This is a genomic window from Streptosporangium sp. H16 (assembly GCF_051918855.1).
GTDB lineage: Bacteria > Actinomycetota > Actinomycetes > Streptosporangiales > Streptosporangiaceae > Streptosporangium.
The window spans coordinates 300,555-325,948 of the sequence record NZ_JBPXMD010000006.1; the positions used below are offsets into that span (position 1 = coordinate 300,555).

General features: G+C 70.5%; 23 protein-coding genes, 1 tRNA gene and 1 pseudogene. 7 read left to right on the top strand and 18 right to left on the bottom strand.

Features of this window, described 5'->3' with window-relative positions; genetic code table 11:
• Nucleotides 1-104 precede the first annotated feature (104 nt).
• Together ACTOQ2_RS13165 and ACTOQ2_RS13170 are read right to left on the bottom strand one after the other, a co-directional pair.
• Nucleotides 105-3,077: an ATP-binding protein gene (locus ACTOQ2_RS13165; RefSeq protein ID WP_440099850.1), complete on the bottom strand. Its 2,973-nt coding sequence runs from the start codon at nt 3,075-3,077 to the stop codon at nt 105-107.
• 343 nt (nt 3,078-3,420) lie between these two features.
• Entirely contained in the window at nt 3,421-5,364 is a 1,944-nt protein-coding gene (locus tag ACTOQ2_RS13170) for a hypothetical protein (protein ID WP_440099851.1), read from the bottom strand.
• 176 nt (nt 5,365-5,540) lie between these two features.
• Here ACTOQ2_RS13170 and ACTOQ2_RS13175 point away from each other — a divergent pair, with 176 nt between their 5' ends.
• The 3 genes from ACTOQ2_RS13175 to ACTOQ2_RS13185 all read left to right on the top strand — a co-directional run bounded on the left by ACTOQ2_RS13175 (nt 5,541) and on the right by ACTOQ2_RS13185 (nt 8,505).
• On the top strand, nt 5,541-6,188 hold the full coding sequence (locus ACTOQ2_RS13175; protein WP_440099852.1) for a hypothetical protein: 648 nt from the start codon (nt 5,541-5,543) through the stop codon (nt 6,186-6,188).
• The gene (locus tag ACTOQ2_RS13180; RefSeq protein ID WP_440099853.1) at nt 6,185-6,943 is read left to right on the top strand and encodes a hypothetical protein; all 759 of its coding nucleotides are present in this window, start codon (nt 6,185-6,187) and stop codon (nt 6,941-6,943) included. The genes ACTOQ2_RS13175 and ACTOQ2_RS13180 overlap by 4 nt, the downstream gene beginning before the upstream one ends.
• A gap of 785 nt (nt 6,944-7,728) precedes the next feature.
• A complete protein-coding gene (locus ACTOQ2_RS13185) occupies nt 7,729-8,505 on the top strand; it encodes a hypothetical protein (RefSeq protein ID WP_440099854.1) in 777 nt (258 codons plus the stop codon).
• Here ACTOQ2_RS13185 and ACTOQ2_RS13190 read toward each other — a convergent pair.
• Entirely contained in the window at nt 8,444-9,790 is a 1,347-nt protein-coding gene (locus tag ACTOQ2_RS13190) for a hypothetical protein (protein ID WP_440099855.1), read from the bottom strand. The genes ACTOQ2_RS13185 and ACTOQ2_RS13190 overlap by 62 nt on opposite strands.
• A 256-nt stretch (nt 9,791-10,046) precedes the next feature.
• Between ACTOQ2_RS13190 and ACTOQ2_RS13195 the strand changes: the two genes are divergently transcribed.
• Nucleotides 10,047-11,039 (top strand): DsbA family protein, encoded by a 993-nt coding sequence (locus tag ACTOQ2_RS13195; protein WP_440099856.1) that lies wholly within the window; start codon nt 10,047-10,049, stop codon nt 11,037-11,039.
• 261 nt (nt 11,040-11,300) lie between these two features.
• Here the strand turns inward: ACTOQ2_RS13195 and ACTOQ2_RS13200 are convergent, their stop codons facing one another.
• From ACTOQ2_RS13200 to ACTOQ2_RS13240, 9 genes are all read right to left on the bottom strand, one after another.
• Nucleotides 11,301-11,597, bottom strand: a complete 297-nt coding sequence (locus tag ACTOQ2_RS13200) for a DUF1416 domain-containing protein (protein ID WP_329089613.1) — start codon at nt 11,595-11,597, stop codon at nt 11,301-11,303.
• Nucleotides 11,597-12,436 carry a sulfurtransferase gene (locus tag ACTOQ2_RS13205; protein WP_440099857.1) on the bottom strand — a complete coding sequence of 280 codons (840 nt, stop codon included), beginning with the start codon at nt 12,434-12,436 and terminating at the stop codon, nt 11,597-11,599. Before ACTOQ2_RS13205 ends, ACTOQ2_RS13200 begins: the two co-directional genes overlap by 1 nt.
• 15 nt (nt 12,437-12,451) lie before the next feature.
• Nucleotides 12,452-12,850 carry a DUF4395 domain-containing protein gene (locus ACTOQ2_RS13210; protein ID WP_440099858.1) on the bottom strand — a complete coding sequence of 133 codons (399 nt, stop codon included), beginning with the start codon at nt 12,848-12,850 and terminating at the stop codon, nt 12,452-12,454.
• Nucleotides 12,851-12,912: 62 nt separating this feature from the next.
• Nucleotides 12,913-13,026, bottom strand: a complete 114-nt coding sequence (locus ACTOQ2_RS13215) for a putative leader peptide (protein WP_362840590.1) — start codon at nt 13,024-13,026, stop codon at nt 12,913-12,915.
• Between the two features lie 61 nt (nt 13,027-13,087).
• Nucleotides 13,088-13,426, bottom strand: a complete 339-nt coding sequence (locus ACTOQ2_RS13220) for a TlpA family protein disulfide reductase (RefSeq protein ID WP_440099896.1) — start codon at nt 13,424-13,426, stop codon at nt 13,088-13,090.
• A gap of 188 nt (nt 13,427-13,614) precedes the next feature.
• Entirely contained in the window at nt 13,615-14,541 is a 927-nt protein-coding gene (locus ACTOQ2_RS13225) for a zf-HC2 domain-containing protein (RefSeq protein WP_440099859.1), read from the bottom strand.
• A complete protein-coding gene (locus tag ACTOQ2_RS13230) occupies nt 14,538-15,050 on the bottom strand; it encodes a sigma-70 family RNA polymerase sigma factor (protein ID WP_350969222.1) in 513 nt (170 codons plus the stop codon). Before ACTOQ2_RS13230 ends, ACTOQ2_RS13225 begins: the two co-directional genes overlap by 4 nt.
• 48 nt (nt 15,051-15,098) lie before the next feature.
• Nucleotides 15,099-15,779: an LmeA family phospholipid-binding protein gene (locus tag ACTOQ2_RS13235; RefSeq protein ID WP_440070450.1), complete on the bottom strand. Its 681-nt coding sequence runs from the start codon at nt 15,777-15,779 to the stop codon at nt 15,099-15,101.
• Nucleotides 15,780-15,879: 100 nt separating this feature from the next.
• Nucleotides 15,880-16,131: a MoaD/ThiS family protein gene (locus ACTOQ2_RS13240; RefSeq protein WP_440082717.1), complete on the bottom strand. Its 252-nt coding sequence runs from the start codon at nt 16,129-16,131 to the stop codon at nt 15,880-15,882.
• A 206-nt stretch (nt 16,132-16,337) separates the two neighbouring features.
• Here ACTOQ2_RS13240 and ACTOQ2_RS13245 point away from each other — a divergent pair, with 206 nt between their 5' ends.
• Nucleotides 16,338-17,051 carry a winged helix-turn-helix transcriptional regulator gene (locus ACTOQ2_RS13245; RefSeq protein WP_344746945.1) on the top strand — a complete coding sequence of 238 codons (714 nt, stop codon included), beginning with the start codon at nt 16,338-16,340 and terminating at the stop codon, nt 17,049-17,051.
• Nucleotides 17,052-17,372: 321 nt separating this feature from the next.
• Here ACTOQ2_RS13245 and ACTOQ2_RS13250 read toward each other — a convergent pair.
• The 3 genes and pseudogenes from ACTOQ2_RS13250 to ACTOQ2_RS13260 all read right to left on the bottom strand — a co-directional run.
• Nucleotides 17,373-18,026, bottom strand: a pseudogene (locus tag ACTOQ2_RS13250) (response regulator); the annotation flags it as partial.
• Between the two features lie 43 nt (nt 18,027-18,069).
• Nucleotides 18,070-19,203, bottom strand: coding sequence for a sensor histidine kinase (locus tag ACTOQ2_RS13255; protein ID WP_440099860.1), 1,134 nt, complete (start codon nt 19,201-19,203; stop codon nt 18,070-18,072).
• A gap of 292 nt (nt 19,204-19,495) precedes the next feature.
• Nucleotides 19,496-21,313 (bottom strand): bifunctional metallophosphatase/5'-nucleotidase, encoded by a 1,818-nt coding sequence (locus tag ACTOQ2_RS13260; RefSeq protein WP_440099861.1) that lies wholly within the window; start codon nt 21,311-21,313, stop codon nt 19,496-19,498.
• Between the two features lie 131 nt (nt 21,314-21,444).
• Here ACTOQ2_RS13260 and mshD point away from each other — a divergent pair, with 131 nt between their 5' ends.
• Complete coding sequence (gene mshD / locus ACTOQ2_RS13265; RefSeq protein ID WP_440099862.1) at nt 21,445-22,368, top strand: mycothiol synthase; 924 nt, start codon at nt 21,445-21,447, stop codon at nt 22,366-22,368.
• Nucleotides 22,369-22,467: 99 nt separating this feature from the next.
• On the opposite strand, the gene ACTOQ2_RS13270 is transcribed toward mshD, so the two are convergent.
• The 3 genes from ACTOQ2_RS13270 to dcd all read right to left on the bottom strand — a co-directional run bounded on the left by ACTOQ2_RS13270 (nt 22,468) and on the right by dcd (nt 25,088).
• Nucleotides 22,468-23,472: an anion permease gene (locus ACTOQ2_RS13270; RefSeq protein ID WP_440070454.1), complete on the bottom strand. Its 1,005-nt coding sequence runs from the start codon at nt 23,470-23,472 to the stop codon at nt 22,468-22,470.
• Complete coding sequence (locus tag ACTOQ2_RS13275) at nt 23,473-24,090, bottom strand: DUF47 domain-containing protein (RefSeq protein ID WP_030924556.1); 618 nt, start codon at nt 24,088-24,090, stop codon at nt 23,473-23,475.
• Between the two features lie 422 nt (nt 24,091-24,512).
• Nucleotides 24,513-25,088: a dCTP deaminase gene (dcd, locus tag ACTOQ2_RS13280; protein WP_440099863.1), complete on the bottom strand. Its 576-nt coding sequence runs from the start codon at nt 25,086-25,088 to the stop codon at nt 24,513-24,515.
• Nucleotides 25,089-25,256: 168 nt separating this feature from the next.
• Here dcd and ACTOQ2_RS13285 point away from each other — a divergent pair.
• Nucleotides 25,257-25,330 (top strand) — tRNA-Gly (locus ACTOQ2_RS13285).
• Nucleotides 25,331-25,394 lie beyond the last annotated feature (64 nt).

Genomic DNA, 25,394 nt, shown 5'->3' on the forward strand with positions numbered 1-25,394 from the left:
AAAGGACCCGGGCAAAGCCCATGGCGGAGCTCGGGGAAAGGCTCATGGCGAAGCTCGTGGAGCGAACCTTCCGCACGCCGGGGGACACCCCGGCCGAACCGCCCTCACTGCTCGGCGAAGGCGAGCTCCGCGGGCTCCGGCGAGTCGGCGTCGAAGGGCAGCACGAACCGGTGCGGCCACGACAGCACGCTCTCCAGCCAGCCCGCCCCCATCGTCTGGGACACGTGCCGGAGCCGGTCGGCCGGGTCGACGCCGATGGTGACCGTGAGGATGTCGCGCTCCACGCTCTCGCGCTCGTCGTCGCCGAGGATCACCCGCCAGGCCAGCTCCCTGTTCCTGTCCACCTCCATGGACAGCGGGTGGTGGCGGAGCGCCTTGGCCCGGTGGCCGAGCAGCTCGGTGCCGCCCGCGGGACGGTTGAACAGGGCGTACTCCATGACCGGTGCGGAGCCGCGCGGGTTGGGCGCGGGCTGACCGTGCGGGAAGAGCCTGTCCACCTCGTGCAGCCACCGCACCTGCGGGATGACCCAGGCGGGCCCCGGCCGCTCGCCGGGGTCACGGTCGGGACCGAGCAGCCTGGTCGCGATCGTGGCGACCTGCTCGGTCAGCTTGACCGGGTCGCTGACGGTACGCAGCGACCAGGCGCGGCGGCCCACGCAGCGCTCCACCGCCGTGGCCAGCAGGCACTCGCGCCGCCGCGGCGGGAGCTCCGCCCAGAGGTCGGCCAGCACCCTGGGAACCCCGGGCACCGGCCGGTTGGTGCAGAACGCCAGCACCAGCGTGTCGGTCCAGATCCGCAGCCAGGCCCATTCGGACGCCCCGGCGAGCAGGTCCGCCTCGCGCAGCTCGACCAGCGTGCACGCCCGGCCGGTGCGGCACTCCTGCCCGCAGGCCGCCGACCGGCGACCGCAGATGGGCGGCATGTGGCCGGGGACCGGGCGCTCGCGGTCCTCGCCCAGCGGCACCTGGATGCGCAGCGGCCGGTCCATGCCGTCGGCGAAGACCGCGGCGACGCCGGGCGGGAGCGAGACGACCTGCCGGGACTGCTCCTCGCTCAGGTTCGTCGCCGCGCCGACCAGCTGGCGGTCGTCCTCGGCGGGGAGCCGGTGGATGACCTTCAGCGCGGTGTTCTTCACCACGTCGGAGACCAGCTTCGTGGGGATCTGCTCGGCGACCACGATGCCCTCGCCGTACGCGCGGATCTCGGCGAGCATGCCCGCCAGGAGCTCGACGGCGTGCGTGCTGGCCCGCCCCGCGCCCCGGTCGCGCAGCAGCCGGTGCGCCTCCTCGATCACGATGACGTGCTTGAGCCCGCTGCTGCGCTCCTTCCTGGCCCGCATCCGCAGGTGCTCCACGATCCGGATGATCAAGGTGCCCATCAGGAACGCCTTGTCCTCGTCGTTGGCGACGTCCTCGATCGCGAGCACCACGTTGCGCTGGAGCAGGTCGCCGATGTCGGCGGGGTGCCCGCCCTCGAAGAACCGGCCCGCGGAGCCGACCCGCAGCGACCGCAGCCGCAGCGAGATGAAGCCCTCCACGTCGGCCTGGACCTCCCGGCCGTAGCCGATCTCCTTGATCACGTCCATCGCGTGCTGCTGAAGCTGTTCGAGGGTCGGTACGGCGGGCCTGACAGCGGCGCCCGGGGCGGCCCAGCCGGTGACCACGTCCCAGCCGTTGGCCTCGTACACCCGCTGCAGGGCGAGAGACATGATCTGCGGGAACGGCTCCTCGGCGTCGAAGGCCGCCATGAACAGCGCACGGACCATGTCGATGTGGGCCTGCACCGGATAGCCGGGCTCGGGGGCGAGCGGGTTGACGCTGAACGGCACGCTCTCCGGGGCCGACGGGTTGATCACGGTCACCGGGGCGAGGTGCTCGATCCGGCCGCCCATCGAGGCGTACTCGGACTTGGCCGGTTCGATGGCCAGCCACGGGATGCCCGCGCCGGTGAGCTGTTCCAGCAGGTGCCTGACGGTCTGGGACTTGCCGGAGCCGGTGGCGCCGGTGATGAACGCGTGCCGGTTGAGGGTGGCCAGCGGGACCTTGAACGAGCCGACCGGCCTGTCCTGGCCGTCGAGGATGGACCCGAGTTCGACGGTGAGCGCGCCGGGCACGTTGTCCGCCTCGCTGGTCACGTCGAAGAAGCCCGCGTCGAGGACCCGTACCCCCGGCACCTCCCGGTGCGGCAGCCCGGCGAGCGCGGCGAGCGCCCCCGCGGTGGCCGCGAACGGGGAGGCCGCGCCGTCCGCCGGGTCCTGCAGGGTCGTGGCCAGCGCCTCGGCGAAGCCGTACACGGGGCCGGACAGCGCGCTGCGCAGGCGGTAGGGGTGGTGGCTCATCTCGGCGGAGCCGACGAGCACCGGGGCGATCTGGCGCAGTTCCTCGGGCCCGGCGGCCCCGGCGAGCACCCGGACGTTCCACAGCCCGGCCTCGCGGAAGGCGTCCAGCTCCTGCATGCGCCGCTCGGCCCGCTCGGCGTCATAGCGGGAGCGCTCGGAGGCGTCACCGTACTGCCGCAGCACGTTGAGCTGGGTGCGCAGGTGCGCGACCTCGGCGTCGAGCAGGTCGGTCTGCTCGGCCACCACCAGCCAGGCGAACGGCCGGGACATGAGCGTGACCAGCGTCGACTCGAAGAGCGTGGGCCGCCTGATCTCGTCGGCGTCCGGCTCGCGGCGCCCGCCCAGCGGCGGGGCCTGCCGTCCCGGGCAGACGGTCCAGGCGAGGTCGGACAGGTCGCGAAGCCACTCGTCGCCGATCCGGACACCCCGGGCACCGCTGGGGAACAGCAGCGGCTCGGGACCGCCGGGGGCGTGCTCGGCCTCGGTGGCGGCCCTGCGGGGCGGGCGCGGCGGGGTGAGCGGCCCCGCGTTGGTGATCAGCTCCAGCGGGGCCCCGGACCCGCGCGAGAGCCAGCCGACCACGAAGGGCCGGTTGCGCTGGGCCGTGGAGAGTACGGCGGGCAGGACGGTGACGAAGTCCCACTCGGCGGAGGAGCTGCGCGAGGGCGCCGTGATCGCCTGGATTCTGTACCAGGGACCGGTCAGGGCATTGGGCGGACGGGACACACTTGGCTGCATTTGGTCTCCACCCGGGGGACCCGGCTCCAGGCCGGAGGGTTGACGCTTCACGGATCGCTCCGTCGTACCGGCCGACGCATGATCGAGATCGAGGGTAGGTCACCCCCGCAACCACGGTCGAACCTGACTCGGGGCTCGCACCCCGGCATTGACCATCCCATTACGAGATACGGACGGCTCGTTGACGCACCCGGTGAAAACGCCGCCGCTCGAACGGTCCTCACCCGAGCCTCCTTCGCCTGAGCCTCCCCCCTCCGGGTTGACGCCGCCCGGACCCGTACCGCCCGAGCCTCCGCCCTCCGGTCCCGCATCACCCGGGCTCTCGTCGGCGTGGGCCGGGATCTCATTGGCGGCGACGCCAGTCGAGCCTGGCCGGGGGCGGGCCGAGGTTGGGCGGCGCGTCCTCGAACGCGCTCGACGCGCGCGGCTCCGCCTTCCTCTCCTGGTGCGCGTGGTCCAGCGCGGCTTCCTTGATCTCGTCGAACTCGCCCAGCGTCGTCTTGGGGAAGGTCAGTATGGCCGGGTTCGCATCGGCGAGACGGACCCTGCGCCCCTCGGCGGTGGCGTCGGTAACGATCACCGAGGTGGTGGGAAGCTGCTGGAGCTGGTGGGGCTCGACGAGGAACTCCCTGGAGCGGTGCAGCACCCGCTCGGTCTCCCCCATCGCCTTGGTCGCGCGACGGCCCCACTCGGTGGACTCGGTGATGTCCTCCTTGAGGTCCGTGTGGCTCACGTCGCGTTCCTCGTCGCCCTCCTCGGCCTGGCCGACCGTGGAGACGTAGCCGCCGTCCATCCCGGCCCCGGCGGCGCTGATCGTCTCGGTGAGCTGGGCGAGCTCCAGCCGGTGCTCGGTGCCGACGTGCTCGCTGGCGACCCGGGCGTCCTCGGCGTTGCCGAGCCGCATGAACGTCACCGCCGCGTGCCCGCGCCCGAGCCGCTCCCGCACGGTCGGGGTCAGCGACCGGTAGGTGAGCACGAGGCCGGTCCTGGAGGTCTCGCAGGCGTCCATCAGCCGGTCGAGCACGTCACCGCGGAGCTTGTCCGCGCCCGCGACGATGATCGTGTGGTACCACGGCCGCTCGGAGGCGGGCGACTGGCGCAGGATGTGGGTGAGCGCGGTCGCCACGTACGTGCCCAGGACGCGGTTGCCGAACACGCCCGCCTGGCGGTCCATCGACACGACCCGCAGGCGCGCGGGCGGCAGGCGCACCGCCTCGGAGCCGAGGGTCTCCAGCTTGCGCAGCTGCGACTCCAGCGCCCACGCCCGCTCGATCACCACCCGGTCGCTGACGCCCCTGCCGAACAGCGTGCCGATCCGCTCCAGCTGGGTGGCGGTGATCAGGCCGAACCGCAGGTCCTCGCGGGGGTCGCCGACCTGGGCCAGGGCGCGCAGGGCGGCGGTGACCTGGTTGATCGTGGCGCTCTCGCCGAGGACCTCCAGGACCCGCTCCAGGATGGCGTTGTCGAACGACAGGTCCCTGGTCGAACGGTGCTCCTCGCTGACGCTCACGACGTGGGCGAGAACGTCGGCGAAGGCCTCCGGGGCGAGCGTCGCGCCCAGGTCGAGCCGGGGCAGGTCGACCGGCAGCACCCAGACCAGCGGGTCGTCGCCACCCCTGCGCGCGAGCTCGATCAGGTCCTTGGCGATCGCGCCCTCGGACAGGTCCAGCACGGTCAGGTGGCCGCCGCTGTAGAGGCGGGTCGCGCCGAGCAGGGTGATCAGCGCCGACCAGCCGGGCAGCGTGCCTCCGGCCACGTCGATCCGGTCGATCTCGTCGGGCACCGCCACCGCGTACCAGGTCAGCTGGCGGTCGTGGCGCTCCTTCTTCTCCGCCCACTCCCGGTAACGGGCGGCGTGCTCCTCCTGGGCGAGGAAGAGCTCCCTGTCACGTTCCTCCCGCAGCCGGTCACCGGCCACCTCGCGCTCCCTGATGCGGTGGCGCACCGCCCGGTCGCCCTGGTGGACGGCGTAGCTGCAGAACGCCGCGATGCCACCGGCGGCGATAACCCCGACGGCGGCGAACGACCAGCTGAGCATCTCGGTGAGGCCGAGGACGAGGATCAGGGTGGCGAGCGCGGCCATGAACCCTCGAACGATCTTGACCGGCCGGTTCAGGAGGTCCTCGTTGAGGCGTTCCCTGCGCACCCACTCGGGGTCGAGCGGCTCGGGAGGATTCTCGACGGGCGACGGTCGCTTGGGAGCCGGACCCGGATCAGGGTGCAACAAGGCGTACTGCCAGCCCAGGTAGATCCGGTCCGCCTGGAGCTGCGCATGCTCTGGATGCACGTCCGCCACGGAACCTCCGCCATCGGGCTCATCGGAAGCCTCGGAGACAGCGTAAGAGTTCGACATCATATTCGGGCAGCGTTCCCGTCAATCCGCTGTATTTTCCCCAGGTTCGCCAGGACTTAAGGGACAGATGAGTCGGATGAGACGGACGTCAGCGATTAACATCATTTCTCATGACTCCGCCTCCCGAGGGTCCCACCAGACGGCGCCCCATCGCGGTCCCGCTCGTCGCCCTGGTGACGGTCGCCGGTCTGGGAGTCACCGCCGCTCTCGGCGGCTTCGCCACGGCCCCCGACAAGCCTCCCAAGCGGCTCGGCCAGGGCTCGACCGTGGACCAGGAGCAGTTCACGACCACATTCGTCGGGTCCCGCACCGTGAGCGAGCCCGGCCTGTTCGGCAGCCCCGCCAAGCGTTTCCTGGAGATCGAGTTCCGGGTCGTCAACAAGGGCGACGAGACCGCGAGCACGGGACTGCTCTACGAGGGCGGCCTGGCCGGCGGGTCCTTCGGCTCGTCCCTGCTCAAGATAACCCCGGCGATAAAGGGCAAGTACGGCGCGTCGGTGTTCTCCCCCACCGGAGGGGGCGAGAGCGCACAACTCCACCCGGCCCTGCCGACCGGCGTGGTGGTCAGGTACGAGCTGGAGGACAAGCAGCGGGCTCCCAAGCAGCTGACGATCGACGTCGGCAAGTACGAGTGGCGTGAGGGGATCACCCTGTCGCCGGGCTGGTTCCTGGTGACGGAGAACGACGCGGGCAAGGAGAAACCCGTGGTGACGGCCCAGGTCACGCTTCCCGTCGCGCAGAAGGGAACACGCTCGTGAACGCCTCTTCCCGTTCCCGGCCCGAGACACGGCCTGAGACTCATCCGCTGCCCGAGACCCGGCCCCGGTCCGAGACTCGTCCTCGGCCCGAGAACCACCCCCGGCCCGGTTCCCGCTCCCGCTCCGGGGCGCCCGCCCGCCGCAGAACCACCGCGCCGCCGAGCCGGTGGCGCGCCGCCGGCGCCGTGCTGGCCGGGATCGCGCTGGCGGCCTCCGCCGTGGGACTGCAGGCCTTCGGCTCGGGAATCGCCGACCATGACGCGCCCCTCACCTCGACCGGCGACATCAACGAGGAGGTCACCGGCTCCCGGATCTCCGCGCGGGTCAAGGCCGTGCACGCGGCCAAGGCCATCGCGGCCAAGAACGCCGGCGGCGAGCAGAAACGGGTGACCGCCAAAGGGATCTTCATCATCGTCGAGGTGGGCGCCACGGCGACCTGGGAGCCGCAGCAGCTGGGACCTCCCCGGCTGCTGACGGGCGGCGGGCACCGTTACGTGGCCTCCGACAGGGTGGACCAGATGTCGACCATCACCCATCCCTACATCCAGCCGGGCTGGTGGACCGAGGGCGTGACGGTCTTCGAGATCCCTCCCGGGGAGCTCCCGGACTCGCGGATCCTGCTCGCCCCCTCATCCGGTTTCATCGTCGAGCCGAACGGACCCGAGATCGAGATAGACCTGGGTCTGGACGAGGCGGCCGCGCGACGGCTGACCTCCACCGCGAAGGACGTCTACGAGTTGGCGAGCAGGAACTGATGGGGACGCCGCACCGGGGAGGTCCCGAGGACGAGCAGGGCCGCGACTGGTTCGCCTCGCGGGAGGAACGGCTCGCGCGGGAGGAACGGTCCGCGGGCGAGCCCCGGCCCGCGGGGGAGAACGGGCCGGCGGGGGAGAACGGGCCCGTACGGCAGAACCGGCCCGCCTCGGAGGGCCATCCCTCCACGCCGTCTCACGATCCCTACCGAGGCAGCCCCTGGCCCGCCACCCTCGGCACCTGGCCGGCACCCCCCGGCACCCCCGGTGAGCGTCCGGCACCACCCGGCCCGATGCTCCCCGGCCAGATGCCTCCCGGCGCTGCCGGCGAGCGCCCGACGCCGCCAGGACCGATGTCTCCCGGCGTTCCCGGCGCTCCCGGCGTTCCCCCCAGGCCCCCGGCATCGCCCGGTCTCGACGACGACGCGCCCACGCGACCTCGCGGACGTCACGCGGAACCTCCCGCGGCCCACCGGCCGCGTACCGGACAGAATCCGGAACGGCCCGCGCTTCCCCGGGCCCGGCGGCTGAACCCGCCCGAGCCCGGGAACCGCCATGCCGGGCAGGGGTTCCCCGATCCGACGCAGCCGGCCCCCGCACCCCGGCCTCGGCCCGCCGCGCCACCGGCGCCTCCCGCCCCGGCCCCGGGTCTCCCCGCCGCGCCCCCCACCCCGACCAGGAGCCGCCCCACCCCACCTCAGCGCCGGCAACCTCCGGGCGGTGGCCAGTGGACGCCCGGCCCTCCGCGGACGTTCCCGGACGAGCAGGTCTGGCCCCCGAGGCCGCCCGTGGAAGAGCCTGCGGAAGAACCGGAGGGAGCCTCGACCCAGCCGTTCCCCTCCGTCACCGGGTCCCCGCTGCCCAGACCCTCCGCCACCGGAACCGGGACGGCGGCGGCGATGCCCGCGGCCGCCCCCGCCGCACCCACCGACACGCCGCCCGGGGAACGCCCACCGCGGGAGACCGCGGCGGCCACGGAGGAGACCCCGCCGACGAGGAGGCGCCGTACGGTGCTGCGGGCCGGCGCGACGATCGTGTTCGTGGGACTCGGCATCGCGGTCTCCACGTGGAACGGTTACACCGTCTACAGGACCGGCAACCCCGCCGACAGGATCTACACCGTCGCGGCGGGGGGTGCCATGACGCTGATGCACGTGTCGTGGAAGTCCTCGGTCGAGCAGGTGGACAGCCTGCCCGGCCAGAAGCCCCTCCCTGCCGACCGCCAGTGGCTGAAGATCAAGGTGACGAGGACCGCGCTGGACGCCGAGGGCATCAGCCTGCGCGGCGATCCGCAGGTCGAGATCAGGCATTCCGACAGCCGCGTGTGGAAGGTCCTCCCCGAGAGCGACGACGTCCCGGACGAGGCCAAGGACCACAGGATCGGTACCGCCTACACCTACAACATGGTCGCCGTGGTGCCCAGGAAACTGGCGGGGCAGGTCGAGGTCCACGTCCGCCCCGCCACGTACGACGTCGTGGAGGACGAGTCCGTGAAGGACATCTTCAAGAAGGCCGCGGAGCAGAAGGACCCTGTTCAGGACCAGGTTCTGCGCTTCCGGCGGTGAGCGCCTCCCCCGCCTCGCGACTGCGGGTGGCCGCGATGTCGAACGTGGCCGCCAGCAGGCAGACGGTCAGCGTCAGCACCGCCATCTCCCTGACGAAGGACACCGGCCCGGCCAGCGCCAGCCAGACGAACGGGTCCTCGTTGCCGATCAGCATCCGCACGCCCCGGTCCGCGTAGTCGGTGACCACCCTGATCCCGACGTAACCGAGGCAGAAGAGACCGAACAGCGCGGGACCGCCCCGGACGGCGAGCCGGAAGGCGTTCATCGGGGGAACCCAGCGTTCCTGGAACCCGGCCGTGGCACGCGTCATCGTGGTCTGGGTGAGGTTGTGCGTCCGCTCCATCCGGGTGGCCACGTTGTCGAGCCTGGTTCCCCGTACGACGGCCCGGGTGTCCTCGGCGAAGGCTCCGTAGACGAGCGAGGCGACCGTCAGCCAGGTGAGCGGGACGACCAGACCGTCGATCACATGGGGCCACACGTCCCCGACCGCGTCCCAGAAGGCCTTCCACCACGGCATCGCCTCCCCCGCCTCCTCGGCCCAGTCCCTGGCCGCCGCCACGACGACCCGGTGGTCCAGCCATTCCGCCCGCGCGTCGGCGAGGGCGAACAGGGCGTTGATGCTGTAGAAGGCGAAGGCCAGCTCGAAGAAGGTCGCGAACACGCCGCTGCCCCTGACCTTGCCGTTGACGTGCCACCAGCTGAACAGCGTCTTGAGCAGGTACGCGACCACGGCGACCCCCAGGGAGACCCGCACGTCCAGGGTGGAGAGCCCGGTGCCGCCCTCCACCTCCTGCCCCGCGAGACTCGCCGCGAAGTCCTGGTCGACCCGCCTGGCGGTGTCGACGGCGATGAACTCCCTGGCGTCCGCGTTCTGGAAGCTCCAGGCGAGGTAGATGGTGGCGAAGACCAGCGTGGCACGGTTCAGCGCGCCGAACATGCTCTCGTCTGCCTCGCCGCCCTCCCTGCGCGCCTGGATCTCCCGCAGCGCCCCGCGCACCGAGTGCAGCATGCCGACCATGATCACGAGCTCGTTCAACACGATCAGCGTGAAGACGAACATCGTGATGACGAGCCGTACCTGCCGGTAGTCGCCGTGGGAGACCTCGCTGGCGGCCACCATCAGCAGCCCCCGGACCACCCTGCCGGCCGAGAACCAGAGGATCAGCGACAGGGCGCAGGCGCCGAAGATCCTGAGCGTGTGCATGGGCAGCGAGGCCGCGGAAAGGGAGGCGGACCTCCGGCCGACTGCCGGCGACTGTGCGGGCATAACAGGCGTTTCAGGCACCCGACGCATGCTAACGACTCCCCTGACGGAGCGCAGCCCGACCGGCGAGGCCGGCCGAACGCCGCGCCCCCGACGCCTCCCGCCGGTCCCGTCGCCCCTCTCCGGACGTCGCGAGCCCGGCCGGATCCCCGCCAGGTGAAAGGCGCCGAGACGGCGACCGCCGCAGATTCCCCACGCTCGTCACCCGGACCGATCGAGGCCGGAGGGCCCGCCGAATAAACGACCGGCCCCGTTTGTTGCAGCGGCAATGAAGCGCATGGAAGTCTGGGCCGACATGGCCTGCGCGTGGGCCTACATCGGCAGGCGACGCCTGGAGCAGGCGGAACTCGGCGAGGACGTGGAGATCGTCTGGCGCCCGTACGTCATCGACCCGATGGCTCCGGTGCCGTCGGAACCGCTGGAGGAGGAGCTGCGCGACCCGGTCGCCGAGGGCGCCCTGCGAGCCCTCCGCGCGACCCCGGCCTCGACCCCGACCGGGGAGCGGGCCGGTGACAACGGACGGCCGCGAGGCGCCGTGTGGCGGGCGAACACGTTCGACGCCCACCGGGTGATCGCCCTCGCCCACCGGCGGGGCGGTGCCGCGCTCCAGGGCGCGGTCGTGGAGCGGATCCTGCGTGCCCACTTCGTCGAGGGCTCCGACATCGGGGACCGCGCCACCCTGGCGGCGCTCGCCGCCGAGGCCGGTCTGGACGGCATGGCCGAGGCGCTCGACCGCGGTGACGGCGCGGACGAGGTCCGCTCCGAGCTGTTGCGCGGCAAGGCCGAGGGCATCGCCACCTCGCCGACCTTCGCGGTCGGCGACACGATGGTCTCCGGCGCGCAGCCTGCCGAGGTCCTCGCCGACCTGGTACGGGACGCCGTTCCCCGTCGGGAACTCCCCGACGAGGTCAGGTGGCTGCGCCAGGCCGAGGCGCTGCTGGACGCCCGGGATCCCCTCGGCGCTCTGTGGACGCTGCGTCCGCTGCTGGCCGATCACGGCGACGACCCCGCCGTCCGGCTGCTGGCGGCCCGCGCCTACTTCGGCTCGGCCCAGCTCGGCCGGGCGGGGGAGACGCTGGAGGCGCTCCTGGAGCGCACTCCCGGTGACCACTACGCCCGGTTCCTGCTCGGCCGGACCCTCGAACGCGCCAACCGTCTCCCCGAGGCCCTGCCCCACCTGCGCCTGGCGGCGGCCATGTCCCCGGAGCCCGACTACGTCGACGCCCTCGATCGTGTCGAGAACCGGCTGGCGGACCGTCTCACGGTCTGACGCGAGAGGGCGGAGAAACCACTCCGCCCTCTCAGGAACGGCAAGCCCCGAAACGGCGAACCACGAGACGAGCGAACCGTCAGGACCGGCAAGCCTTCAGGACCGGCAAGCCTTCAGGACCGGCGAGCCTCCGGCGCGTCCGGCACAACGGAAAGGACCGGCCTCCCGAAGAAGAGCCGGTCCTCTCACCCTGCTGATTCGTGCTGGTTCGTGCTGTTCGGTCAATGTGCTGTTCGCTGTGGCGAGTCCGGCCCCGAGAGGTCAGACGGCCACGGCGAGCTGGGTGACCTCACCCAGGCGGGCCTGGGCCGGGATGTCCTTGGTGACCCCGCCGCCCGCGATGATGCGGACGGTCCAGTCACCGGGGGCGGCGAAGAAACGGAAGATGCCCTCGTCGGACACCACGACCTCACCGGTGAACTCTCCCGCGTGGTCGAGCAGGCGGGCGTATGCCGTGCCCGCGCCCGACACCACGCCCTGGATGACGGCCTGGCTCGAAAGGTCGATCCCGGCCGGAAGGGCAACAGTCTGTTCCGGAGCAGCGCATCCCTGAGTCATTATCGGGCCTCTCCCAGTTCGATCGGCACGCCGATGAGCGAGCCGTACTCGGTCCACGATCCGTCGTAGTTCTTCACGCTGGCCTGGTCGAGGATCTCGTGGAGGACGAACCACGAGTGCGCCGAGCGCTCCCCGATGCGGCAGTAGGCGATGGTGTCCTTGGAGAAGTCGACACCTTCGCCCTCGTAGAGGGCCTTGAGGTCCTCGTCCGTCTTGAAGGTGCCGTCGTCGTTGGCGGTCTTCGACCACGGGATGTTGCGGGCGGTGGGAACGTGGCCGCCGCGCTGCGCCGCCTCCTGCGGAAGGTGGGCGGGCGCGAGCAGCTTGCCGGTGAACTCGTCGGGCGAGCGCACGTCGACCAGGTTGAGCTTGCCGATCGCGGCGACGACGTCGTCACGGAAGGCGCGGATGGACAGGTCCTGGTCCTTGGCCTGGTAGTTCGTCTCGGGACGCGCGGGGACGTCCTTGACCAGCTCGCGGGAGTCGAGCTCCCACTTCTTGCGGCCACCGTCGAGAAGCTTGATGTTCTCGTGGCCGTAGAGCTTGAAGTACCAGTACGCGTAGGCGGCGAACCAGTTGTTGTTGCCGCCGTAGAGGACCACGGTGTCGTCGTTGGCGATGCCCCTGGACGACAGCAGCGCCTGGAAGCCCTCACGGTCGACGAAGTCGCGACGGACCGGGTCCTGGAGGTCCTGCTTCCAGTCGACCTTCACGGCGCCACGGATGTGGCCCTTGTCATATGCACTGGCGTCCTCGTCCACTTCAACGAGAACGACGCCGGGAGTGTCGAGGTTGGCCTCGACCCAGTCAGCGTCGACCAGGACGGCGGAGCGGCTCATTTTGATCCTCCAGGATCATCGTGCGGCGGGTAGTAAACGGCGAATGATCAAAAACATCTCGCAGCCGAGACAGAAACCAAAAGCGGCGTTGAGAAATGCGGCGAAAAGGGCCGCTGCGACGGCACCGAGGGCCAGCGGCGTGATCTGTGCGACGTATCCGACCAAGCCCACCAGAGCGAAGGCGAGTCCGACCCCCTGCGCGAAACGCGGCGGGGCGGCGTCCTCCAGTTCCTTCGGCGGGCTCTTCACCATCCCTTTGAAAATCATCCCGTACGGCGAGGTGCCGAGAACGCCCAGTGCGAACACGACGGCCTGCGCCGCCAGCAGCCACGCGCTGCCCGTCACGAGAACGAGTGCGAGGACGACGGTAGTGACGGCCGCTGCGAAGCGGAGAGCTCGGGAATCAACCTGCATCGCCTGATGCTCCTGAAGGGTTGTGCAGATCGGTGCGGCTCGACGGCCGCTTGAGATCGCCCTTAGGAAACGCGACAGAGAGCGGTGGTCACGCGGCAGAAATCAACCGCGCGCCGCTTCGTGAGCAGCTCTGTCGTGGAGTTCATGTCCACGACATTACCCCGGCGTCCCGCCATCTGTCACATCCCTGTCCAATTTCTGAGACATGATCGTTCAATGGGCGATAGGGTGCCCCGCTCATTCGCCGACCGCCAGACCGAGGGCACCGATGACGTCGGCTTTCCTGGGCTGGCCGGAGGCGCGCCTCACGACCTGCCCGGACGCGTCGAGGACGAGGACGGTGGGGGTGCGCAGGATGTTCAGCGATCGGACCAGGTCCAGGCGGGACTCCGCGTCGATCTCCACGTGCGCGACGCCAGGCACCATCCCGGCCACCTCGCCGAGGATCCGCCGGGTCGCCCGGCACGGCTGGCAGAAGGAGGTGGAGAACTGCACGAGCGTGGCCCGCTCCCCCAGCTCCGCGCGGATGTCGCCGGACGTGAGCCGCTCCACGTCGCCCCTCACCTCTCGTGCCACGCCGTTCCGTCGCCGCAGCACCACGCCCACGAGCGTGGCGAGGGCGAGGGTGACGACCACCACCGTCAAACCGGTCACGGAACACGACAACAGGCGTGCGCCCCGCGCCATTCCCGCGCCGGTCCCCACGCTCGGACCGTTTTCCCTGACCGGGCGGACGACCCGGCGGGACGGGCGCACCGGACGGGTCAGGAGGTGGGGATCGTGAGCAGCACCCGTCCCCCGGCGGTGGTGATCTCGAACGACGTGATCCGCTCCGGCGGGATCGTCGTGGTGCCCTCGAAGTCACCCGACGCGTCGTAGGCGGCCCGGTTGACGACCCAGTTGCCCGCCGTCTCCCTGAGCCCGCCCTCCCCGACCACCTCCAGCCGGCAGCGCGTGCCCTTGGCCACCCCGGTGAGCGTGACCTTGATCGTGGTCGCCCCCTCCCCCGCGGACGCGGTCACCACCGCGCGGACCGTGCCCGCGTCGTCGGCCCCCTTGAACCGCAGCTCGCTGGGGGCGAGCAGGATCTCCGGTGCGGGACCGGCCGTCGGGGACCCGGAGGTCTTCGGTGCGGGACCGGCCGTCGAGGACCCGGAGGTATCCGGTGCGGAGCTGGCCGCCGGGGATCCGAAGGTCTCCCCGGGCGGTGACGTGGAGGACCTGGCCTGGGCACTGGCCCTGGCGTCGCTGTCGGGCGCGGCCGGGTCCTCGAAGGACCGAACGCTCTCCTGACCGCCCTCCGCGGAGGTCACCGGTCTGTCCGCCATGGGCGCCGACGCCGTGCCGACCTCCCGGGAGCTCTGGGTGACGGTCCACAGGATGCCGCCGCCGAGCCCGACCACCAGGACCGAGGCGGCCAGCGAGAGCATCAGGCGGTTCGTACGGCGCCGCCTGACCTTGGCACTGAGCAGCCGGTCGAGCACCGCCGTGGGCGGGCTCGCCACCTGCGCCACGTCGCCCTCGGACACCCTGCCGAGGAACGCCGTCACCCCGGCCAGCTCCTCCAGCTCGGCCCGGCACTCGGCGCACTCGGCGAGATGGGCCTCGACGAGCACGCGCTCGTCCGGCTCCAGGGCACCGAGAGCGTAGACCCCGAGCGACATCCGTACTTCGTCACAGGTCATCATCATGGCGCGAGCCCCCGCTCCTCCAGCGCCAGTTTGAGCGCCCGAAGCGCGTAATACGTGCGCGATTTAACCGTTCCTGCGGGGATGCCGAGCGACTCGGCGGCCTCCTTGACGGATTTCCCCTGGTAGTAGACCTCGGCCAGCACCTCGCGGTGCTCGGGCCGCAGCGCGGCCAGCGCCTCGGCGACCGCCCACGACTCGACGGCCCGTTCCAGCTCGTCGTCGGCGGGCACCACGGCGAGCGCCTCGTCACCCGTCTCCGGAGGGCGCGCCTTGCGCGCCCGGTGCTGGTCGACGACGAGGTTGCGGGCCACCGTGAACAGCCACGCGCGGATGGAGCGGCCGGCGAACGCGTCAGGATGGCGCCAGGCCCGCAGCAGCGTTTCCTGCACGACATCCTCCGCTCTCCCCGAGTCGCCCGTCAGCCGCAGCACGTAGCCGTAGAGTGGCCCGCCGTGCTCGTCGAAGAGCGCCCTGACGAGTTGCTCGTCGGCGGTTCCGGCTTGGCTCACATCCTCACGACGTACGGCGGGACGATCCGGTTCAGGCACGGGACACGTTCAGCCTCGCAGGGGCACGTCGGAGGCCTCGCCCGAGATGCGCAGCCCCTCGGGAACGGCCTTGACCTCGGTCAACTTGAGGTTGTACGGCAGCTTGCCGATCGGGATGCGGTAGTTGATGAACCGCTCGGGATCGGGCACGGGGATGCCTCCGCCCAGGGTCACCTTCCCGGGGACGAGCTGCAGGCCGCCCTTGACGATCTCGACCTTCAGCGCCGCCTTCACGGGCACCTTCTGTCCCAGCACGGTGATCTCCCCGCCGACGTTGAGCTCGTCGCCCACGACACTGACCTTGATCCCGCGAGGTGCCCGCTGGTTGAGCGTCTCCACCGGGACGACCACCGCCCCCTCCACGCGCTCGGCGCGCATGTCCACCTGCTGGGGACGGAGCACCAGGTCCTCCAGCGGGGCCGTGACGCCGCGCAGGGTGAAGTCGACGCTCGACAGCCGGATGCCCGAGATGGTCATCGCGCCCGCGGCGACCCTGACCTCCTCGTAGCGCCCGGCGATCGCCTGGGTCAGGAAGGGGATGCCCTCGATCGTGACCTCCGGCGGGGTCGAGAGGTCGTACTTGGCCGTGGCCTGCGTGGCGATCTCGCGCTGGACTCCCGTGACGGCGACCCTGTCGAGGATCACCACGAGAACGAGAAGCAGGAGGAGAAAACCGATCAGCTTGCGCATCCGACTCCCTGTTCGTTCCCCGGCCCGAGAGGGGCCATTGGCGTGACCTCCCCCCGCAATCCTGTCCGAAACGCCGCGCCGGTGGTAGCGTCCACCTCGCTCAGCCGCCCGCGAACGGCGGGAGCACCTCGACCGTCGCCCCGTCCGTCAGGATGATCGTCTCGTGGGCCCGCAGGCCCACCGGATCCCCGTCCACCAGGAACGACGACCGGCTCACCACGCGAGCCAGCCCTTCACGATTCGATGTGATTTTCGTCATCAACTCGGCAAGCGTCGCGGCCTCGGACCGCTCCTCCGCAATCCCCGCCGCTTCCTTCGCCGCGGCCCAATATCTGACAATGACCGTCGCCATCAGTGAATCAACTCCCCAAGCACACGTACGGTTACCGTGCCATTACGGTGAATCCACATGGAGAACGGGTGTTCACCAGGTGGACGTTCGCTGGACGCTGAACCCTTGTGGGTTATCCTCACCTACTACGGGACCTGGGCAATGTAGCCCCCGGGTCCTTACGTGTTTGTACGGCTATCGCCGACATGACGCGGGAAGGAGGCATCGTGAGCAATCTCCTGCTGCTCACCAACGCCCTTGAGCCCTCAACTGAGGTGCTTCCGGCGCTGGGGCTGCTACTGCACTCGGTACGGGTCGCGCCCGCGGAGGCATCCGCCCTGCTCGACGCCCCGCCCGCCGACGCGATCCTGGTGGACGCGCGCCGCGAGCTCGTCCAGGCCAAGAGCCTGTGCCGGCTGCTGCGCACCACGGGCGTCGCCTGCCCCCTGGTGGTGATCGTCACAGAGGGCGGCCTCGCCGGGCTGACCGCGGAGTGGGGCACCGACGACGTCATCCTCGACACCGCTGGACCCGCCGAGGTCGAGGCGCGGCTCAGGATGGCCGTGGGCAAGCTCCACCTGTCCGCCGCCGAGGAGGTGCCGGACGAGATCCGCAACGGTGACCTGTCGATCGACGAGGCCACCTACACCGCCAGGCTCCGTGGGCGCGCGCTGGATCTGACCTTCAAGGAGTTCGAGCTCCTGAAGTACCTGGCGCAGCACCCCGGCAGGGTCTTCACCCGCGCCCAGCTCCTCCAGGAGGTCTGGGGGTACGACTACTTCGGCGGTACCCGCACCGTGGACGTCCACGTCCGGCGGCTCCGCGCCAAGCTCGGCGCCGAGTACGAGGCGCTGATCGGCACGGTCCGCAACGTCGGTTACCGGTTCGTCCCCGAGCGCGGCAACGAGCCCGTCGAGGAGCGCGAGCCCGCGCGCCGCTAGGCCCCTGTCGTCCTCGGCCCGTGTCCCGGGGTTCCCGGGAGTCGCCGGAAACGGTCGTGGCACGTTCCCGCCGCCGCCCCGCGGAGTTCTCGCGAGGGCGGTGAGCCGGACACGCCTGTACCGGGCACGCCGGACGGGTACGGCGGTCGTGTCCGGCCATGCGTGACGTGCGTGTGATGTGCGTGCCCTTCAGGCGCGTCCACCGGACGACGAGCCAGGCGTACCGGACGTTCCGGGCTTTCTGAACGCCCTGGGAGCTTCGAACGCTCCAGGCGTTCCTGATGCGCCGGGCGTTCCGGGCGCTCCGGGCGCTCCCGATGCTCCGGGCGTGACCAGCCCCGACTCGTAGGCGAAGACGACGAGCTGCGCCCGGTCGCGCGCCCCCAGCTTGGTCATCGACCGGCTGACGTGGGTCTTGACGGTGGCGTGGCTGATGGCCAGGTGCTCCGCCATCTCCGCGTTGGACATGCCCGTGGCGACCAGCGCCAGGATCTCCAGCTCGCGGCCGGTCAGGCGTTCCAGGCCGGGCCCCGCGACGGGCCTGGGCGGAGTGGACACGTACTCCTCGATCAGCCGCCGGGTCACGGAGGGCGAGAGCAGCGCGTCGCCGGCGGCGGCCACCCGGACCGACCTCAGCAGCTCGGCGGGTTCGATGTCCTTGAGCAGGAAGCCCCCGGCCCCGGCGCGCAGCGCGGCGAAGACGTACTCGTCGAGGGCGTAGTTGGTCAGGATCACCACGCGCACCGCGTCGAGCTCGGGGTCGGCGCCGATCCTCCTGGTGGCCTGGATGCCGTCCAGCAGCGGCATCCTGACGTCCAGCAGCGCCACGTCCGGCCGTAGCGCGCGGGACATCTCGACGGCCTCGACACCGTTGCCCGCCTCGCTGACGACGGTGATGTCGCCGGCCATGTCGAGCAGCGCCCGGAAGCCCGCGCGGATCAGCGCCTGGTCGTCGGCGAGCAGCACCCTGATCACGGCCGACCCGACAGTGCCTGGTCGCAGGCCGGCAGCATCCTGATCACGGCCGACCCGCCAGGGGCAGCTCGGCACGGACGGCGAACCCGCCCTGCGGACGCGGGCCCGCGGTGAGCGACCCTCCGGCGGCGACGGCGCGCTCGCGCATCCCGATCAGCCCCATTCCGTATCTCGTGACCTCCGCGGCGGACTCCCCGTCGTCCTCGACGCGCAGCACGACCTTTCCCGGCCGGTACTCGGTCGTCAGCGTGATCGACGCGGGCCCGGCATGACGAAGCACGTTGGTGAACGCCTCCTGCGCGATGCGGTAGGCCGCCCGGTCGACGTCCGGGGGCAGGTCCAGGCGCTCCCCGACGACGAGGACCCTGACCGGCAGCCCCACCGCCTCCGCCCTGGCGACCAGCCGGGGCAGCCTGGCCAGGCCCGCCTCGGGGCCGTCGGGCTCGGCCTGCCTCAGCACGCCCAGCGTGGCGCGGAGCTCCCGCATCGCCTCCCGCCCCGACTCCTTGATCGCGGTCAGTGCCTCGCGGGACCGGGCGGGGTCGTGGTCGAGCAGCTGCACGGCGACGGAGGCCTGGACGTTGATGACCGAGATGCTGTGCGTGAGGGTGTCGTGCAGCTCCTGGGCGATCCACAGCCGCTCCTCGTCGGCCCGGCGCAGCGCCGCCTCCTCGCGGGTGCGCTCGGCCTCGGCCGCCCGTCTCTCGACCTCGTTCAGGTAGGCGCGGCGGTTCCTGGCCGTCTCACCGAAGACCACCATCGCCACCAGCCAGCCGCTGAGCAGGGTGAAACCGCCGTCGGGGGCGGGGTCGACGTCGGCCAGCGCGATGAGGCCGTAGACCCCCACGGCCATCGCGACGGCCAGCCAGACCGCGAGACGACGCCGCCCGAGGACCGCCACCGTGTAGATCGACATCAGGGCGGGCGCGGCGGCGAAGATCCCCGGATACCGCCAGGCGTAGTAGGCGACGGCACAGGCCACGGTGATCGTTCCCACCGGCAGGGGCGCGCTCCGCCGGAACGCCAGCGCCAGCGACGACACCGTGATCAGCGTCAGGCCGAGCGTGTCCAGCGGACGCTCGGGGAAACCCGAGCTGGACAGCCCGCCGTAGGTGCCCCCGACGATCCCCGCCAGCACCCCGGCCGCGACCAGCGCGTCGGTTCTCCGGGTCCTCACCCCTGACACGGTAGGCCACCGTGACCACTGTGCCGACCCTCGGAAGGGGGAGGTCGCCCGTACATCCCCGGCCGTACGCCGGCCTCGGCCGAGCCGCGGACACCACTCACGGCGTACGGCCCTCCTGCCCCACCGGGCTCCTCGCGACGTACGGCGAAACGCCGCCGGCACCACGTGCGGAGAGGCCCACCGGACGCGTCCGATGGGCCTCCCGCGCGTGTCACACCTTCACGGTGTGCCATGCCTCACGACGTACCGCGATCCTCGCGGCGTGGCGCGTCTTTCGCCCGCGTTACGGAACGACCGTGATGTGGTCGGGCACCGGGGGCGTGATCGACGGGTTCGCCGCGAAGTGGGCGGCGAAGGCGTCGATGTCCAGCGGGCCGCTCCACACGTCCGCGCCGTCCCTGAAGGCGAGGAACGCGTCACCACCGCCGACCAGGAAGTTGTTGGCCGCGACCCTGATCGTCTGCGTGTCCGTCACGGCGACACCGTCGATCTTCATGTCGGAGACCTTCGAACCCCACGGCGCGCTCGCGCTGTAGGTGTAGGTGAAGTTCGACGACGGCTGCAGGATCTTGGTGAACGCCTGGGCGTTGGGACCGCCGACGAACTGCTGCTCGAGAACGGTCTTGAGCTGCGCCCCGGTGAGCGTGACCACCTGCATGAGGTTGTTGAACGGCTGGACCGTGAACGCCTCTCCGTACGTCACCACACCGTCTCCCTCACCGGCGGGCGAGCCCGCGTAGTTGAGGCTCGCCCGCACGCCGCCCGGGTTCATCAGGGCGATCTGGGCGTTGCCGCCGGTCCTGGTCGCGGCGAGCTGGCCATCGGCGATGAGGTTGCCCAGGGGGGACTCCCCGGAGGCCACGGCGGTGTTGGTGATGTCCGCGGTGATCCGGCCGATCGGCCTGTTGGCCACCGCCGCGACGCGGTCCTTCCACGTCTGGACGAACGAGGCGATCTCCGGGTCGGGGGTGACGGTCCTGGTCACGACCTGGTTGTCGGCCACGACCGAGGAGCGCACGACGTCGCGGGTCCTGACGTCCACCTGGAAGTCGACCTTGGTGATGACCCGGCCGAAGGAGCCGCCCTGGCTGTAGAGGCGGGTGCCGCCCTTGGGGTCGGCCACCTGGCACAGGTACGCCTGGTGGGAATGACCGCTGAGGATCATGTCGATCTCGGCGTCGACCTGGGTGGCGATCCGGTTGCCCGCGCCGGGCTGGGCGGCGCACGCGTCGGGCGACTGGCCCGCGGTGACCTGGTCGCCCTCGTGCACGAGCACGACCTGCGCCTTGACGCCGACGATCTTGAGGAGCTTGGACGCGACGTTCGCGGCCTTCACCTCGTCGATGAACTCGAGGTTCTTGATGCCCTCGGCGGTGACGATGTTCGGGGTGGTCTGGGTGACCAGGCCGATGAAGCCGATCGGCACGCCGTTCATCCAGCGGATCGCGACCGGGGGCAGCGCGGGGATGCCGTAGTCCTTGAGGAGGTTGCGCAGCGAGCCGCTGTTCGTCCCGCCCAGGGCCTCCAGCGCCTCCTTCTCCGCGTCCCGCGTGGGCCGCTTGAAGATGACGTTCGCGCCGAGGTAGCTGTACTTCGCGCCCTTCCACGTACCGGCGGGCGAGCAGCCGTCCACCGGGTGGCAGCCGCCGTTCATGATCCGCTTAAGCTCGGCGTACCCCTCGTCGAACTCGTGGTTGCCCACGGCGGAGGCGGTGACGCCGACCTTGCCGAGGAACTCCACCGAGGGCTCGTCGTGGTAGGCCGCGGAGATCAGGGGGGTGGCACCGATCAGGTCGCCCTGGGCGACCTTCAGCGTGTTCTTGTCGGAGAGCTGCTTGAGGTGGGTGGCGGCGAACGCGGCACCACCCGCGTCGACCGTGGCGCCGGTCTCGTCGACCATGCGGCCGGACGAACCGGTCGGCGGCTCGAGGTGGCCGTGGAAGTCGTTGAGGGAGAGCAGGCGGACCGGCACCGTCTTGGCGGTCTTGGCGGCGGGGCCGGCGGGCTTGTTGCCCGCCTGGGCCGGTCCCATCGCGAGCACGAGACCGGCCCCGGCGAGCACGCCCGCCATGGCCAGCCGCTGGAAGGAACGAGACATCATGAACCACGACACTAAGGGGGCTACCTGTGCAAGGAATGACCGAGAGGTAACGATTCACCCGGCGGGTGCATGGCGCCTTTTGCCAGTCCCCGGTGAGCTCGGGAAAGACATGCCCGCTTAGAGTCCACACCATGAACGCGCGTGTGGAGTACCGAGGGTCGCTCGGCGAGCAAGAGGTGTCCGGCGTCCTCGCGGTGGTGGAGGCGGCCACGGAGGCCGACGGGGTCGGGCCGCTCAACGAACATGTGATGCTGCACCTGCGCTACGGCGGCGACGAACGGGCCGGAGCCGTGCTGCTGTACGCCGGGGACGACCTCGCGGGCTACGCCCACGTCGACCCGACCGACCCCGTCGATGGACCCAGCGGGGAGCTGGTCGTCCACCCGGCGTTCCGCGGGAGGGGATACGGGCGGCGGCTGCTGGAGACGGTGCTCGACCACACCGGCGGGCACCTGCGCCTGTGGGCGCACGGCGGCCATCCGGCCGCCGAGGCCCTCGCCCGCTCGGCGGGATTCGACAAGGTCAGGTCCCTGTGGCGGATGCGCCGCTCCCTGTCCTCCGACATCCCCGGCTTCGAGCTTCCCGAGGGGGTACGGCTGCGCACGTTCGAGCCCGGCACCTCCGACCGGGAGGCGTGGGTGGCGCTCAACGCCAAGGCCTTCGCCCGGCACCCCGAGCAGGGGGCGTGGACGATCGAGGACCTGGAGCGGCGCGAGCGGGAGCCCTGGTTCGACCCGGCCGGATTCTTCCTCGCCGTACGGCCGGGCGGTCCCGGGGACGGCGACCGGCTGGTGGGCTTCCACTGGACCAAGGTCCACGGCGACGGCGACCACGCGCACGAACCCCTCGGCGAGGTGTACGTCGTCGGCGTCGACCCCGCCGAGCAGGGCGGCGGCCTGGGCAGGTCGCTCACCCTCGCCGGCCTGGCGTACCTGAGGTCGCGGGGCCTGAGCCAGGTGATGCTGTACGTGGACGAGGACAACCCGGCGGCGCTCCGCCTGTACGAGAAGCTGGGCTTCACCCGGTGGGACGTCGACGTGATGTACCGGAAGTAGAGACGTCCTCCGCCTGACGTACCGAAAGGCAGGGACGCGCCCTGGAAGCAGGGCGCGCCGGACCGGGTTCACTCCCGGTCCGGCGCGGTCACCCGAGGACTACTCGACCATCCAGTGGAGCGCGAAGTAGGACAGCGCGGCGACGAACGCGGCGGCCGGGATCGTGAGGACCCAGGCGGTCACGATGTTGCCCGCGACGCCCCAGCGCACGGCCGACAGGCGCTTGGTGGCGCCCACGCCCATGATCGCGCTGGTGATCGTGTGGGTGGTGGAGATGGGGGCGCCGAAGCCGATGGCCGCGGTGTAGAGCACGGTCGCCGCGGCCGTCTCCGCGGCGAACCCCTGCGGGGGATCGAGCGCGATGATCCGGCGCCCGAGCGTCCGCATGATCCGCCAGCCGCCCGCGTACGTGCCGAGCGAGATGGCCGTGGCGGCGGCGAGGATGACCCACTGGGGGATCGGGTCACCGTCGTTCTGGTAGCCGCCGACCACGAGGGCCAGGAAGATGACGCCCATGGTCTTCTGCGCGTCCTGGAGGCCGTGGCCCAGCGCCATCGCCGCGGCGGACACGGTCTGCGCGTGGCGGAAGCCCCGGTTGGTCTTCGTTGGCTGGGAACGCCGGAATCCCCACAGGATTCCGATCATGATGAGCCCGGCGAGGCTGAAGCCGATCAACGGAGACAGGATCATCGGGATGACGACCTTCTCCAGCACTCCGTCCCAGTGGACGGTGCTCGCCGAGGCGATCGCGGAGCCGACCAGGCCGCCGATCAGGGCGTGACTGCTCGACGAGGGGAGGCCGAAGTACCACGTGACGAGGTTCCAGGTGATCGCGCCGACCAGACCCGAACCGACGATGACGAGACCGTGGCTTCCCTGCGGGGCGTCGATGATGCCCTTGCCGACGGTCGCCGCCACCTGCGTACCGAGATGCGCACCCAGGAAGTTCATGGCCGCGGCCATGAACAGCGCGGCCCTCGGCGTCAGCGCGCGCGTCGAGACGGAGGTCGCGATCGCGTTCGCGGCGTCGTGGAAACCGTTGGTGTAGTCGAACACCAACGCCACGACCACCACGCCGATGACGAGTGCGAGCGTGAGATCCACTTAGCTTTCCTTGACCGCGATCGACTCGATCGTGTTGGCCACGTGCTCGAAGGCGTCGGCGGCCATCTCGAGCTGATCGATGACCTCCTTCATCTTGAGGACGGTCAACGCGTCGTACTCCCCGCCGAAGAGCTTGGCGAGAAGGCGGCGGTAGACCTGGTCGGCCTGGTTCTCCAGCCGGTTGATCTCGATCCAGTACTCGTTGAGGTTCTTCATCGAGCGCAGCCGCGGCATGGCCTCGGCGGTGAGCTCGGCGGCGCGCTCCAGGACCTCGACCTGCCGGACGACCTCCTTGGGGAGGTGGTCGATCTGGTACAGGACGATCAGATCGGCCGCCGCCTCCATGTAGTCCATGACGTCGTCGAGGTTCGAGGCGAGACGATAGATGTCCTCGCGGTCGAAGGGGGTGATGAAGCTCTCGTTGAGCCGATTCATGATCGCGTGAGTGCGCTCGTCGCCGGCGTGCTCACATGCGCGCATCTTCTCGGCCAGGGCTTCCCGGTCCGATCCGTCACTGATGATCTCTACCAGCAGACGGGACGCTGTGACGAGGTTGTTCGCCGAGTCGGCGAACAAGTCGTAGTAGCTGTCCTCACTAGGTGTGAGACGCAGGCGCACGTCGTTCTCCAGATGTGCGGGGATGGTCCGCAGAGAAGGGTACGGGTTACCAGCGGAAATGCGAACTTCACCTGCCAGACACGCACTCTTCGTGATGTCGTTACCCGGCGGGTACCCGGCGACACACGGCTTGAGGCAGTCTTGCGAGCATCTTTCCGGTGACCGTTTTTGCTAGTTTTCGGCCACATTATGCCGAAGGCAGGTCACGTATGGGACTCTCTCCTCCGGATCACCGTCCGGCGCGTCGCCCCCGCTCCCCCCCGAAGCTCCTACTTCCACGACGTTTCCCCGAGATCCACCGTGGTCGGGCAGACCGGCCGCCCCCGCGAACAATCAGGGTGATTTCCATCACGGCCCCTCACTAAACCGCGTTCGGGCCCCTCACGAGAGTCCGCACCCTCCCCCACCGACGATCATGGAAATCAGATGGGAGTCCGGTGGAAGTTGAGGTACGAACGGCTCGGCGTCGGCCCTCGCTGCCCCTGGTAGCGCGATCCGTACTTCTCCGAACCGTAGGGATGCTCCGCCGGGGAGCTGAGCCTGAACATGCAGAGCTGACCGATCTTCATACCGGGCCAGAGCTTGATCGGCAGCGTCGCGACGTTGGAGAGCTCCAGCGTGACGTGCCCGCTGAACCCGGGGTCGATGAACCCGGCCGTCGAGTGCGTCAGCAGCCCGAGCCTGCCCAGCGAGCTCTTGCCCTCCAGCCGCGAGGCGATGTCGTCCGGCAGCGTGACGACCTCGTACGTGCTCGCCAGCACGAACTCCCCCGGATGCAGGATGAACGGCTCGTCCTTGTCCGGTTCGACCATCCGCGTCAGATCGGGCTGCTCGACCGCCGGATCGATGTGGGGGTACCGGTGGTTCTCGAAGACTCTGAAGTAGCGGTCCAGGCGTACGTCAACGCTGGACGGCTGGATCATCTCCGGCTGGAAGGGATCGATCCTGACCCTTCCGGCCTCGATCTGAGCGGCGATGTCACGATCGGAAAGCAGCACGTGTGGAACCTACCAACGGCGGAGCTTCGAAGTTCGCCTCCGGGAGAGGAACCTGGCAACGGCGGAGCCGTGAAGCCAGCCTTCGGAGGGAACGCATGAATCTTGCTCCCGGGAGGGACGAGAGTCGCCCAACTTTCCGCTAGAGTGGTGACTCGCGGCACGCCGCACGCGGGTGTAGTTCAATGGCAGAACATCAGCTTCCCAAGCTGACAGCGCGGGTTCGATTCCCGTCACCCGCTCCACCCACAAAGGACCAGGTCAGGATGCGAATCCGAACCGGGGCCTTAGTTGTTTTCCGAGCCTCTT